The sequence below is a fragment of the Streptomyces sp. NBC_00091 genome (assembly GCF_026343185.1).
GTDB lineage: Bacteria > Actinomycetota > Actinomycetes > Streptomycetales > Streptomycetaceae > Streptomyces.
Map to the genome: position 1 here is coordinate 3,903,159 of NZ_JAPEMA010000001.1, position 13,152 is coordinate 3,916,310.

At 71.0% G+C, this 13,152-nt stretch carries 10 protein-coding genes; 4 read left to right on the forward strand and 6 right to left on the reverse strand.

Annotated elements, in window-relative coordinates; translation table 11 throughout:
- Window positions 1-558 precede the first annotated feature (558 nt).
- Entirely contained in the window at window positions 559-3,105 is a 2,547-nt protein-coding gene (gene pepN, locus OOK34_RS17965; protein ID WP_267034878.1) for an aminopeptidase N, read from the reverse strand.
- Window positions 3,106-3,231: 126 nt separating this feature from the next.
- Between pepN and OOK34_RS17970 the strand changes: the two genes are divergently transcribed.
- Window positions 3,232-3,879: a DsbA family protein gene (locus OOK34_RS17970; RefSeq protein WP_267034879.1), complete on the forward strand. Its 648-nt coding sequence runs from the start codon at window positions 3,232-3,234 to the stop codon at window positions 3,877-3,879.
- 124 nt (window positions 3,880-4,003) lie between these two features.
- Here OOK34_RS17970 and OOK34_RS17975 read toward each other — a convergent pair whose 3' ends face one another.
- The 3 genes from OOK34_RS17975 to OOK34_RS17985 form a co-directional block, all read right to left on the reverse strand.
- Window positions 4,004-4,660, reverse strand: a complete 657-nt coding sequence (locus OOK34_RS17975) for a superoxide dismutase (protein ID WP_267034880.1) — start codon at window positions 4,658-4,660, stop codon at window positions 4,004-4,006.
- A 174-nt stretch (window positions 4,661-4,834) separates the two neighbouring features.
- Window positions 4,835-6,235, reverse strand: coding sequence for an amino acid permease (locus OOK34_RS17980; protein ID WP_267034881.1), 1,401 nt, complete (start codon window positions 6,233-6,235; stop codon window positions 4,835-4,837).
- Between the two features lie 147 nt (window positions 6,236-6,382).
- Entirely contained in the window at window positions 6,383-7,771 is a 1,389-nt protein-coding gene (locus OOK34_RS17985; RefSeq protein ID WP_267034882.1) for an amino acid permease, read from the reverse strand.
- Window positions 7,772-8,055: 284 nt separating this feature from the next.
- On the opposite strand from OOK34_RS17985, the gene OOK34_RS17990 reads away from it, so the two are divergent.
- Window positions 8,056-8,640 (forward strand): biotin transporter BioY, encoded by a 585-nt coding sequence (locus OOK34_RS17990; protein ID WP_267034883.1) that lies wholly within the window; start codon window positions 8,056-8,058, stop codon window positions 8,638-8,640.
- 75 nt (window positions 8,641-8,715) lie between these two features.
- On the opposite strand, the gene OOK34_RS17995 is transcribed toward OOK34_RS17990, so the two are convergent.
- On the reverse strand, window positions 8,716-10,149 hold the full coding sequence (locus OOK34_RS17995) for an amino acid permease (protein WP_267034884.1): 1,434 nt from the start codon (window positions 10,147-10,149) through the stop codon (window positions 8,716-8,718).
- Window positions 10,150-10,361: 212 nt separating this feature from the next.
- Here OOK34_RS17995 and OOK34_RS18000 point away from each other — a divergent pair, with 212 nt between their 5' ends.
- Complete coding sequence (locus OOK34_RS18000) at window positions 10,362-10,850, forward strand: ribose-5-phosphate isomerase (protein WP_267034885.1); 489 nt, start codon at window positions 10,362-10,364, stop codon at window positions 10,848-10,850.
- A gap of 65 nt (window positions 10,851-10,915) precedes the next feature.
- On the forward strand, window positions 10,916-11,722 hold the full coding sequence (locus OOK34_RS18005; protein ID WP_267034886.1) for an Fpg/Nei family DNA glycosylase: 807 nt from the start codon (window positions 10,916-10,918) through the stop codon (window positions 11,720-11,722).
- 182 nt (window positions 11,723-11,904) lie between these two features.
- Here OOK34_RS18005 and OOK34_RS18010 read toward each other — a convergent pair whose 3' ends face one another.
- On the reverse strand, window positions 11,905-13,140 hold the full coding sequence (locus OOK34_RS18010) for a GNAT family N-acetyltransferase (RefSeq protein ID WP_267034887.1): 1,236 nt from the start codon (window positions 13,138-13,140) through the stop codon (window positions 11,905-11,907).
- Between the last annotated feature and the right edge of the window lie 12 nt (window positions 13,141-13,152).

Consider the following 13,152-nt stretch of genomic DNA (forward strand, 5'->3'; position numbering starts at 1 on the left):
AATCCGGACAAGCCGGGGCTAAAGTACGGGCGTTCGAGTGCCGAAAGGGGCGCCATTCCTTCTTCACGCGCCGCTCGCGCGGTGCGGCCCTGGCGGGCCTTACCGGCTTCGCGCCGCTGCGCCGGGCCCAATTTCCGACGCGCCGCTCGCGCGGCTCGGCGCCAGGGCGCCTCTCCGGCTTCGCGCCGCTGCGGCGAACTCCGTCCGTCGTCGGGCCCGGGCGGGCCACGGGCCCGGGCTGGGGTCCGGCCGTCGCCTGCGGGTGGTGGCCGCTGCGCGGGGCAAGTCCCCTCCCCGCCCTTCCACCGTTCCCCGGGCGCTGCCCGGACCCGCGCCTCAAGCGCCGGCGGGGCTCACGAGACGGCGCTCCGCGCCCGCGCCTCAAGCGCCGGCGGGGCTGGAAGTGCGCTGCGCGCACTCCAGCACCGCCAGGCGGAAACCCAGCCTCGCCTGGGGGCACCTCCCAGCGGTAGCTGGGGGAGTTTGAGGCGCGGGGTCTGGGGTGGAGCCCCAGGGGGCCGGGGCGCAGCCCCGCCGCACGGGACCGGCCCCGGAGGGTCAGGCGGGGCGGGACTGGGCGCGGAGCGCACGGGCCAGGTCGTCGCGGGACTCCAGGACCAGCCGGCGCAGCGCGGGCGCCGCTTCCGGGTGGGCGGCGAGCCACGCGTCGGTCGCGTCCACCGTGGCCCGCGTGTCCTGGAGCATCGGGTAGAGCCCCTTCACCACGTCGATGCCGATCTGGATCGACCGCTGCGCCCACACCCGCTCGATGACCTCGAAGTAGCGCCCGGCGTACCCCGCCAGCAGCTCGCGCTGCGAGGGCTGCTGCATCCCGGCGATGGTCGCCTCCACCAGCGCGTTGGACAGCGCGTCCGACTCCACCACCGCCGCCCACGCCTGGTCCTTGACCGCCGCCGACGGCCGGGCGGCAAGGCACCGCACCTGGTGCCGCTTGCCCGAAGCCGTGTCGTCCCGGGCCAGCTCGGCCTCCACCGCGGCCTCGTCCACCGCCCCGTGCGCCACCAGCGGCAGCAGGAAGTCCCAGCGCAGCTCCTGGTCCACCTCCAGCCCGTCGATCCGCGCCGTGCCGTCCAGCAGCCCCAGCAGCAGCTGGAAGTCGCCCTCCGTCGCCGCGCTCGCCGCGAAGAAGCGGGCCCAGGTCAGCTGGTGCTCCGAGGCCGGCTCGGCCAGCCGCAGCTCGTGCAGCGCGCCCGCCGCCAGGTCCCGCCCGCTCTGCTCGCGCCGCTCCGGCGCCGTGTAGTGGGTCACCGCGCTCAGCGCCTGCGCGTGCAGCATCTGGAGCACGCCGACGTCGGACTCCCGGCCCGCGTGGGCCAGCACCAGCGACAGGAAGTCCCCGGCCGGCATCAGCGCGTCCCGCGTCAGGTTCCACAGCGCCGACCAGCACAGCGCCCGGGCCAGCGGGTCCGTCAGATCGCCCAGGTGGCCGCGCAGCGCCGCCAGCGAGCCCTCGTCGAAGCGGATCTTGCAGTAGGTCAGGTCCTCGTCGTTGACCAGGACCAGGTCGGGCCGCTCCAGCCCGGCCAGCTCCGCGACCACCGTCCGGGCGCCCGCCACGTCCGCCTCGGCCCGCGCGTAGCGGACCAGCGCCCCGTCGGCCTCCAGCCGGTACAGGCCCACCGCCACCCGGTGCGGACGCAGGGCGTCGCCCTCCTGGACCACCGCCAGCTCCGTCAGCCGTCCGGCCGCGTCGGAGGTCACCACCGGCGTCAGAGCGTTCACGCCCGCCGTCTGGAGCCAGGCCCGCGACCACTCGGCCATGTCCCGCCCGGAGACCTCCCCGAGCACCGACAGCAGGTCGTTCAGGGTGGTGTTCCCGTAGGCGTGCGCCTTGAAGTAGCGCCGCGCGCCGTCCAGGAACGCCTCCCGCCCCACGTACGCGACCAGCTGCTTGAGCACCGCCGCGCCCTTGGCGTACGTGATGCCGTCGAAGTTCAGCTTGGCGGCCTCCAGGTCACGGATGTCGGCCGTGATCGGGTGCGTGGACGGCAGCTGGTCGGCCCGGTACGCCCACGCCTTGCGGCTGTTGGCGAAGGTGACCCAGGCCTGGTCGAAGCGGGTGGCCTCGACCAGCCCGAAGGAGCCCATGAAGTCCGCGAAGGACTCCTTCAGCCACAGGTCGTCCCACCACTTCATGGTGACCAGGTCGCCGAACCACATGTGCGCCATCTCGTGCAGGATGACGTTCGCGCGCCGCTCGTAGGAGGCCTGCGTGACCTTCCCGCGGAAGATGTACTCCTCCTTGAAGGTCACCATCCCCGGGTTCTCCATCGCGCCCAGGTTGTACTCCGGCACGAAGGCCTGGTCGTACTTCCCGAAGGGGTACGGGTAGTCGAAGATCTCGTGGAAGAGGTCGAAGCCCTGCTTGGTGACCAGGAAGACGTCGTCCGCGTCGAAGTGCTTCGCCAGCCCCTTGCGGCACATCGCGCCCAGCGGGATCGTCAGGTCCCCGCGCGTGTAGGAGTCCGTGACGTAGTGGTACGGCCCGGCCACCACACAGGTGATGTACGTGGAGATGGGCGCGGTCTCGGCGAAGCGCCGGGTCTGCCCCTCGCGGGACTCCTCCGCGCCGTTGCTCCACACCTGCCAGCCCTCGGGCGCGGTCACCTCGAAGCGGTAGGGGGCCTTCAGGTCGGGCTGCTCGAAGTTGGCGTACACCCGCCGGGCGTCCGCCGGCTCGTACTGGGTGTAGAGGTAGACCTCGCCGTCCTCCGGGTCCACGAAGCGGTGCATGCCCTCGCCGGTCCGGCTGTAGGCGCAGTTCGCGTCCACCACCAGGACGTTCTCGGAGGCCAGCCCCTCCAGCGCGATCCGCGCCCCGTCGAAGACGGCGGCCGGCTCCAGCGGGCGCCCGTTGAGGGTGACGGAGTTCACCGAGGGGGCGATCAGGTCCGCGAAGGAGGAGGCGCCCGGGACGGCGGCCCGGAAGCGCACGGTGGTCACCGAGCGGAAGGTGCGGGGGCCCTCGGCCGGTTCGGCCTCGTCCACCGCGGACCTCAGGTCGAGGACCACCTCGTACCCGTCGACGGACAGCAGCTCGGCCCGCTCGCGGGCCTCGTCGCGGGACAGATTCTCACCGGGCACGTTGCACTCCTTCGTGCGTGATCGCGTTCGTCCCTCGAATCCTCCCACGGGGGAATGCGCACGATCTCGGCCTGGTTGGCCGATAGGAACATGACCCGTGATGCCTTATGCGACTCGAGGAGAGCCATGACCGACACCCAGGTGCGCGAGAAGACTCCGGTCGACTTCTGGTTCGACCCGCTCTGCCCCTGGGCCTGGATGACCTCCCGCTGGATGCTCGAGGTCGAGAAGGTCCGTGACGTCGAAGTGCGTTGGCACGTGATGAGCCTCGCCGTGCTCAACGAGAACAAGCTCGACGAGCTGCCCGAGCGCTACCGCGAGCTGCTCGGCCCCAAGGGCTGGGCGCCGGTGCGCGTGGTGGTCGCGGCCCAGCAGAAGTTCGGCGACGAGATCACCGGCAAGCTGTACACCGAGCTGGGCACCCGCATCCACAACGAGGACAAGGGCGCGACCCGCGAGGTCATCGCCGAGGCCCTGGCGGCCCTCGACCTGCCGGCCGAGCTGCTCGCGTACGCCGACTCCGACGAGTACGACGAGGTGCTGCGCGCCTCCCACAACGACGGCATCGACCGCGTCGGCCAGGAGGTCGGCACCCCGGTGATCTCCGTGCCCGGCGCCGACGGCGCGGAGGTGGCCTTCTTCGGCCCGGTCGTCACCCCGGCCCCGCGCGGCGAGGCCGCCGCCCGCCTGTGGGACGGCACCCTGCTGGTCGCCTCCACCCCCGGCTTCTACGAGATCAAGCGCACCCGCACCAAGGGCCCGTCCTTCGAGTAGGCCGGCCCGTCGCCCCACACAGGAGGCCCCCGCGAGTCACGTCCTCGCGGGGGCCTCCTGCTGTACACGCCCGCGAGTGAAGGTTGAGAAGACGATCACGAGGCGGGCGGATCCGGTGCGCCGATCAGCCCTTGACGGGGATCAGCAGCGGGGTGTTCGCCTTGGCGTCGGCGTAGCGTCCGGCCACGTCCTGCCAGTTGACGACCTTCCACATGGCCTCGATGAAGTCCACCTTCTGGTTCTTGTACTGGAGGTAGAAGGCGTGCTCCCAGGCGTCGAAGACCAGGATCGGCACCGAGCCCTGGCCCACGTTGCCCTGGTGGTCGTAGACCTGCTCGACGATCAGACGGCCGCTGATCGGCTCGTACGCGAGTACGCCCCAGCCGGAGCCCTGCGTCGCGGAGGACGCGAAGGTCAGCTGCTTCCTGAACTTCGCGAAGGAGCCGAAGGACTCGGCGATCGCGTCCGCCAGGTCGCCCAGGCCGTCGGCCGCGGTCGGCTCGCCGCCGCCCTCGCCGGTCTTCGGGCTGGCCATGTTGTGCCAGTAGATGCTGTGCAGGATGTGCCCGGAGAGGTGGAAGGCCAGGTTCTTCTCCAGGCCGTTCAGCGCGCCCCAGTTCTCCTTGTCGCGCGCCTCCTCCAGCTGCTCCAGCGTGGTGTTGGCGCCCGCGACGTAGGCCGCGTGGTGCTTGTCGTGGTGCAGCTCGATGATCTGCGGGTTGATCACCGGCTCGAGCGCCGCGTAGTCGTAAGGAAGCTCAGGAAGCGTGTAGATGGCCATGCGTGTATCCGGTCCCCTCGGCGTGCCAATCGCTTATTGCAATTAATGCGCAACTGCACGCTAGCAGTATCTATTCCGGGTCACACATAAGGGTTACCTGGGTACGAAGAAAGGTGGACCCCGTGTCGCACACGGGGTCCACCTCGCAGGGGGCGGGGGAGGGCTGTCGGACCGTCAGCCCCGCGCCGCCGCCCGGCGCTGCATGACGTATCCGGTCGCGGCCAGGGCCGCGGTCAGCCCGCCGGTGAAGACCACCTGCACCCGGGTGTCCTCGCCCAGGGCCATCAGCACCAGCACCCCGGCGACCCCGGCCAGCGCCACCCAGGTCAGGTACGGGAAGCCCCACATCTTCACGGCCAGCTTCTCGGGGGCCTCGCGCTCCAGGCGCCGGCGCAGCACGAACTGGGAGACCGCGATGAAGCCCCAGACGATGAGGATGACCCCGCCGACCATGTTCAGCAGCCAGGCGAAGAGGGTGTCCGGGTACCAGTACGACAGCAGGACGGTGACGAACCCGAAGCCCGAGGAGGCCAGCACCGCCCGCCGCGGCACCCCGCCCGAGACCTTGCCCAGCGCCCGCGGGCCCTGGCCCCGGGCGACCAGGGAGTAGGCCATGCGCGAGGAGCCGTAGATGTTGGCGTTCATCGCGGACAGCAGGGCGATCAGGATGACCACGTTCATGATCTGGCCGGCGGCCGGGATGCCCAGGTGGTCCAGGGTCGCGGCGTACGGGCCGTGCTCGGTGACGGCCGGGTCGTTCCAGGGCAGCAGGGTGACGATCACCAGCATCGAGCCGACGTAGACGATCGCGATCCGCCACATGGTGGTCTTCACGGCCTTGGCCACGCCCTTGACCGGGTTCTCGGACTCGGCGGCCGCGATGGTCACCGTCTCCAGCCCGCCGTACGCCACGACCGAGGCGAGCAGGCCGACCAGCAGACCGTCGACGCCGTTGGGCAGGAACCCGCCGTCGTGCAGCAGGTTGGCCGCGCCGGGGGAGGAGGTGCCGGGCAGCAGGCCCAGGACGGCGAGCACGCCCAGGCCCAGGAAGAGCCCGATGGCGCCGATCTTCAGGGCGGCGAACCAGAACTCGAACTCGCCGAAGCGCGAGACGGCGCCCAGGTTGCTGACGGTGAAGACCACCATCAGGACCAGCACCCACATCCACGACGGGGTGCCCGGGAACCAGCCAGCCAGGATGTGCGCCGCGCCGATCGCCTCGATGGCCACGCCCACGACCAGCAGGGTCCAGAACATCCAGCCCGCCGTGAAGCCGGCCCAGGGGCCGATCGCCCGGTCGGCGTGCACCGAGAAGGAGCCGGAGGCCGGGTTGGCGGCGGACATCTCGCCGAGCATCCGCATCACGAACATCACGAGCAGCCCGGACACGGCGTACGCCAGCACGATCGAGGGACCGGCGGCCGCGATGCCGGCGCCGGAGCCGACGAAGAGGCCGGCGCCGATGACCCCGCCGAGGGCGATCATCGAGAGGTGGCGCTGCTTGAGGCCGTTGCCGAGGGGGGATCCGGCCCGGGGCCGCTGCTGCTCAGGGGGTGCGGTGGTGCTCTGACTCATGGGGGCCAGTCTGCCGATCGTCCGTTTATCGGACGTTCTGTGTCCATCATCCGGACACCGCTCTCACCGGACGTGACCGCCCGCCCCGGAAAGCGGCAGCAGGCCCGGGACCATGGGTCCCGGGCCTGCCGTGCGCGCGTCGAAGGGTCAGGACCTGCGGGCCCGCAGCTCCCGGTACACCGCCACCAGCAGCACCACGGCCGCCGCGCCGGAGGACCACAGCAGCTGCGGCCGCGCCGAGTCGTCGAACAGCATCAGCACCAGCACCGCCGCCATCCCCAGCAGCGCCGCCCACGTCAGGTACGGGAACGCCCACATCGGCAGCGTCAGCCGCTCCGGCATGGTCCGCTCCAGCCGGGGACGCAGCTTCAGCTGCGAGACCGCGATCAGCGCCCACACGAACAGCAGCACCGCGCCGACCGCGTTGAGCATGTAGAGGAAGACCGTGTCGGGCCACAGCAGGTTCAGCACCACCGACACGAAGCCGAAGGCCACCGAGGCGAGCACCGCGCGCGTCGGCACCCCGCTGCCCGAGACCTTCAGCAGCGCCTTCGGCGCCTCGCCCCGCTCGGCCAGCGAGAACACCATGCGCGAGGAGCCGTAGAGGTTGGCGTTCAGCGCCGACAGCAGCGCCACGAACACCACGATGTTCATGATCTGGCCGGCCGCCGGGATCCCGATGGAGTCGAGGACGGCGACGTACGGGCTCTCACCGGGCTTCAGCGAGTCCCACGGCAGCAGGCTCACGATGACCAGCATCGAGCCGACGTAGAAGAAGAGGATGCGCCACACCGCGCTGCGCACCGCGCGGGACACGGACTTGGCCGGGTCGTCCGATTCGGCGGCGGCGATGGTGACGACCTCCAGGCCGCCGAAGGCGAAGACCACCGCGAGCATGCCGGCGATCACCCCGCCGATGCCGGCCGGGAAGAAGCCGCCCCGGCCGGTCAGGTTGGTCATCCCCACCGGCTCGGTGTCGGGGAGGAAGCCGAAGACCGCCAGGGTGCCCAGGATCAGGAACAGCACGATCGCGCCGACCTTCAGCGCGGCGAACCAGAACTCGAACTCGCCGAAGTTCCGCACCGCGGCCAGGTTGCTGAGGGTGAAGACCACTATGAAGATCAGTACCCACACCCACTGGTCGACCTCGGGCAGCCACCCGTTCGCGATGTTCGCGGCGCCGGTCGCCTCCACGGCGAGCACCACGACCAGCAGGAACCAGTACAGCCAGCCGGCCGAGAAGCCGGCCCAGCGTCCGAGGGCCTTCTCCGCGTAGACGGAGAAGGAGCCGGAGGCGGGCATCGCGGCGGACATCTCGCCGAGCATCCGCATCACCAGCATCGCGAGCACGCCCGCGAGCAGGTACGAGCAGATGATCGCGGGACCGGCGATGCCGATGCCGGCGCCGGAGCCGACGAACAGGCCGGCGCCGATCACGCCGCCGAGGCCCAGCATGGTCAGGTGACGCTGCTTGAGGCTGTGGCTCAGGGGTTCCGGGGGCAATCCGTCCTCGGTGACGGACAGGTCTTCGCGCATGAGCAGATTCGTACTCTCGGTAGGCAAGCGACGGTGGGGGCTGCGCAAGGGATTGGCGGGAACCTACAGTCTCGCCGTAGGGCACCCGTGGGAGCAAAAAGGATGTGCCGTCGGATGTGGCCCGTGATCGGGATCACTTCAACTCGGGTGTAGGTCTGCACCTTTGTGCGGTCTCCACCAAACCGGACAGTATGGCTTTGTCCCGGTCGGCGGTGGGGCGGCGGTGCGCCGGCGATTAACGTCACGGTGACCCTGCCCGATCACCCCCACCCCACGGAGCCCCGATGAGCACCGCTTCCGTCTCCTTCCGGCCCGGCGCCGTCCTCGCCGACCTGCTGCCCGCGAGCCGCGTCCGCGACATTGCGCTCGTCGTCGGCGGAGCCGCGCTCACCGGCCTGGCCGCGCAGATCTCCGTCCACGTCGACGGCCTGGCCGCCCCGATCACCGGGCAGACCTTCGCGGCCCTGCTCGTCGGCACCGCGTTCGGCGCCCGCCGCGGCTTCCTGTCCCTGGCGCTCTACACCCTGGTCGGCATGGCCGGTGTGCCGTGGTTCGCGGGCGGCTCCTCCGGCGCGGGCGGCGCGACCTTCGGGTACGTCCTCGGCATGCTGCTGGCCTCCACCCTCGTCGGCGCCCTCGCGCGGCGCGGCGGCGACCGCTCGGTGCTGCGTACGGCCAGCACGATGGTGCTGGGCTCCGCGGTGATCTACGCGGTGGGCGTGCCGTACCTGATGGCCGTCACCGGGATCTCGCTGGGCACGGCCGTGGCCACGGGCCTGACCCCGTTCCTGATCGGCGACGCCCTCAAGGCCGCGCTGGCCATGGGCGCGCTGCCGGCCGCCTGGAAGCTGGCCGGCCGCCGCGGCTGAACCCGCGCCGTGCACCTGCACAGCAGCCCCGGACCGCGAGCGGCGGTCCGGGGCTGCTGTCGTACGCGTACGGCACTACGCGCGGGCGGCGGCCTTGCGGCGGGCGTCGCGCACCACACCGATGACCAGCACCACGGCGGCGACCAGCAGCGAGAGCATCACCGTCTTGCGGTTGCCCTCGTCGTAGACCATGTAGGCCAGGACGAAGGTGATCATCGCGGCGGTGGCCCAGGTCAGGTACGGGAAGAGCCACATCTTGACGGTCAGCTTCTCCGGCGCCTCGCGGACCAGGATCTTGCGCATCCGCAGCTGGGTCAGGCAGATGACCAGCCACACGAAGAGCGCGATGGCACCCGACGCGTTCAGCAGGAAGTCGAAGACCGTGTCCTTGTAGGCGTAGTTGAAGTAGACGGCGACGAAGCCGAAGACCACGGAGCCCAGGATGGCGGCCGTCGGCACGCCCTTCTTGCTGACCTTGGCGAAGGCCTTCGGGGCGTCACCGCGCTCGCCCAGCGAGAACGCCATGCGGGAAGCGGTGTACAGGCCCGAGTTCAGGCAGGACAGCACGGCCGTCAGGACGATCACGTTCATGATCTGGCCGGCGTGCGCGATGCCGATCGAGTCCAGGGCGGCGACGTACGAGCCCTTCTCGACGATCGACTTGTCGTTCCAGGGCAGCAGGGTCAGGACGATGAAGATCGACCCCAGGTAGAAGACGCCGATGCGCCAGATCACCGAGTTGGTGGCCTTGGTGACCGCGCGACGCGGGTCCTCGGACTCACCGGCGGCCAGGGTGACGATCTCGCTGCCCATGAAGGAGAAGACGACCATCAGCACACCGGTGAGGATCGAGCCCCAGCCGTTGGGGACGAACCCGCCGGCGTCGGTGAGGTGCGCGAAGCCCGCGCCCGGGTTGTCCGAGCCCGGCAGCAGGCCGAAGACGGCGAGCATGCCGACGACCACGAAGGCGCCGATGGCGACGACCTTGATGCCCGCGAACCAGAACTCGAACTCGCCGTAGGAGGCGACCGAGCCGAGGTTGGTGACGGTCAGCACGGCCATCACGATCAGGGCCCAGGCCCACTGCGGGACGGCCGGGATCCAGCTCTCGAGGATGACGGCGCCGGCGGTGGCCTCCACGGCCAGCACGACGACCCAGAAGAACCAGTACAGCCAGCCGATGGAGAAGCCGGCCCAGCGGCCCAGCGCGCGGTCGGCGTAGGCGGAGAAAGAGCCCGAGTTCGGGCTGGCGGCGGCCATCTCGCCGAGCATCCGCATCACGAAGACGACCATCGCGCCGACGAGGGCGTACGAGATCAGGATGGCGGGGCCGGCCTTGGCGATGCCGCCGCCGGAGCCGACGAAGAGTCCGGCGCCGATGACGCCGCCGATGGCGATCATGGACAGGTGGCGGTTCTTGAGACCGGCCTTCAGACCGTCGGAGGGCTGGGCGGAACCGGGGTCACCGGTCGGGTCGCCTGCCTTCTGAAGGGTCGTCGTGGTGCTCATGGACGATTCCTTAGGTTCTCGGGGTTCCGGCATTCAAACCCGATACGTGGCCGGGGCGGAAGACCCTGTTCCGATAGTTGCCTAAGGCCCTGAGTCCGGGACCAAGGTCCCAACCCCTCCCGTCAGGCTTCTTTGGGTTTACTTGAGGTTTAGAAGTGATTTATGCGACACCCTCTGTCGGCCCTTGAGGCGTCGCGTGCCACACTCGACCCATGCGCGTGTATCTCGGATCCGACCATGCCGGCTTTGAGCTCAAGAACCACCTGGTGGACTGGCTCAAGAACAACGGCCACGAGCCCGTCGACTGCGGGCCCCACATCTACGACGCCGTCGACGACTACCCGCCGTTCTGCCTGCGCGCCGCGGAGAAGACCGCCGCGGACGCCGACAGCCTCGGCGTCGTGATCGGCGGCTCCGGCAACGGCGAGCAGATCGCCGCGAACAAGGTCAAGGGCGTCCGCGCCATCCTCGCCTGGAGCGTGGAGACCGCGAAGCTCGGCCGCGAGCACAACAACGCCAACGTCATCTCCGTCGGCGGCCGGATGCACACCCAGGACGAGGCCGTCAGCTTCATCGAGGCCTTCCTGGCGACCCCGTACTCCGACGAGGAGCGCCACACGCGCCGCATCGAGATGCTCTCCGCGTACGAGACCACCGGCGAGCTCCCCCCGATCCCGGCCCACCACCCGCAGGACCAGTAGGACCGGACCCCCGTGCCGCCGGACGGTGTCCGGCGGCACGTCCGTGAGCATCGAGGAGCACCGCCGTGCCCGAAGGGCATACGATCCACCGCCTCGCCCAGGACCACACCGAGCGCTTCGCCGCCCGCCCGGTACGGGTGAGCAGCCCCCAGGGCCGCTTCGCCGAGAGCGCGGCCCTGCTCGACGGCCGCGAGCTGGAGAGCGCCGAGGCACACGGCAAGCACCTCTTCCTGGAGCTGGGCGACGCCTGGATCCACATCCACCTCGGCCTCTTCGGCAAGCTCGGCTTCGGCCCCGCCCCGGCCCCGCCGGCCACCGACACGGTCCGGCTGCGCCTGCTGAACGAGGACCACTACGCCGACCTGCGCGGCCCCACCGTCTGCGCGCTGATCGGCGAGGGCGAGAAGAAGGCGATACACGACCGCCTCGGCCCCGACCCGCTGCGCCCGGCCGACGACCCCGGCCGCGCCTGGGCCCGCATCTCCCGCTCCCGCACCACCGTCGCCGCCCTGCTCATGGACCAGAAGATCGTCGCGGGCGTGGGCAACGTCTACCGCGCCGAGGTCCTCTTCCGGCACGGCATCGACCCCTACCGGCTCGGCAAGGACCTCATCCGCGCCGAATGGGACGCGATGTGGGCCGATCTGGTGGAGCTGATGCGCGAGGGCGTACGGAACAACCGGATCGACACCGTCCGCGACGAGCACCTCCCCGAGGCCATGGGCCGCCCGCCGAGGGTGGACGACCATGGCGGCGAGGTGTACGTCTACCGACGGGCGAACATGCCCTGCCACATCTGCGGGGGCGAGATCCGCACCGCCGGTCTCGCCGCCCGCAACCTCTTCTGGTGCCCCACCTGCCAGCAGCGCTAGGGGGTGTCCGGTGGATCAGGGCCGGATAGGCCGGGTCGTCTGGTGCCGTGGATTGCAAGGCGGAGGAGGGAGCCACTGCGGAGCATTGGCGACCGACGACAACGCGGCAAGCCGCGGTGCCAGGCGGGCCGGGCCCGGCCCTGATCCGCCGGACACCCCCTAGCCGCGCGGAGCCGGCCCGGCTAGAACCCGTGCGGCAGCCAGGGGGCCACGTCGCCCGTGAAGGCCCGCGAGGCCTCCCGCAGCGCGCCCGGGCGCAGCTCGCGCACCCGGCCGGCCGCCGCCAGCGAGGTGAGCGTGATCCCGCCGAGGTACGCCGAGCCCAGCTCACGGACCGACAGCTCCAGATCGGCGGGATCCTCGGTCCGCGTGCACTGGGCGGAGCCACCGGCGCCGGCCGTCAGCCGCCACCGCCCCGCGTTCCACGGGCAGAGCGCGTCCTCCACCTCCAGGACCACGTCCAGCGGGGCCCCGTACGCCCGCGCCTCCAGCGCGGCCGGCAGGTCCACCAGCCGCACGTGCAGTGCGTCCCGCTGCCTCACCCGGACCCGCCGGACGTCGCTGACCAGGTGGAACAGCGGATCGTCCACGGGCCGCATGAAGGCCCGCACGTGCCAGGTCAGGTCGATCTCGAAGAGGTAGCGCCACAGCGCCGCGTACGCCGCCGGGTCCAGCGCGTCCACCTCGCCCACCTGCACCTTGCCGTCCGAACCGGTCTGCTCCCAGTCGGGCCGGACCCGGTAGCGGGCGTACCCGACCACCTCGCCGTCGGCGTCCTCCGCCACCACGCACTTCAGCGGCGACGCCCCGTCCCGCTGCGCCTCGGGGTCCAGCACCGCCTGCCGCTCCCACCCCGGCCGGCGCGCGAGCATCCCCGGCCGGCCCGCGACCAGGGCGGCGTAGACCCGCTCGCAGTCCGCGAGGGCCTTCTCCGGGTCCACGAGCCGCAGCCGCACCCCGTCCGTCCCCGGTGGCACGGAGAGCCGTACCCGGGTGGTGTCGATGTCGACGGACATGGCGTAGGCGGCCGTGCCGTAACCGAAACGCCCGTAGATCGCCGGATCCGAGGCCGTCAGCACGGCGAGCGGCTCGCCACCCGCGCGGACGTCGTCCAGCTGGCGGCGCATCAGCGAGGTGAGCACCCCGCGCCTGCGGTGCGTCGGCGCGACACCGACCATCGTGACTCCGGCCGCGGGCACCAGCGCCCCGCCCGGCACGGAGAGGCGGAAACTGAAGGCGGAGGCCGAGCCGACGCAGTCCCCGCCGTCCCAGACGCCGAGCGAGCGGTCCGGCTCCGTCAGTGACCGGAAGAGCTCCCGGCTCTCCCGGACCTCGGCCACACCACCGAATGCCAGTTCCAGATGATCGAACCAGACATCCCACTCATCGCGCTTCAAAATCCGCATCTCAAGAGCCATGAGGCCATCCTC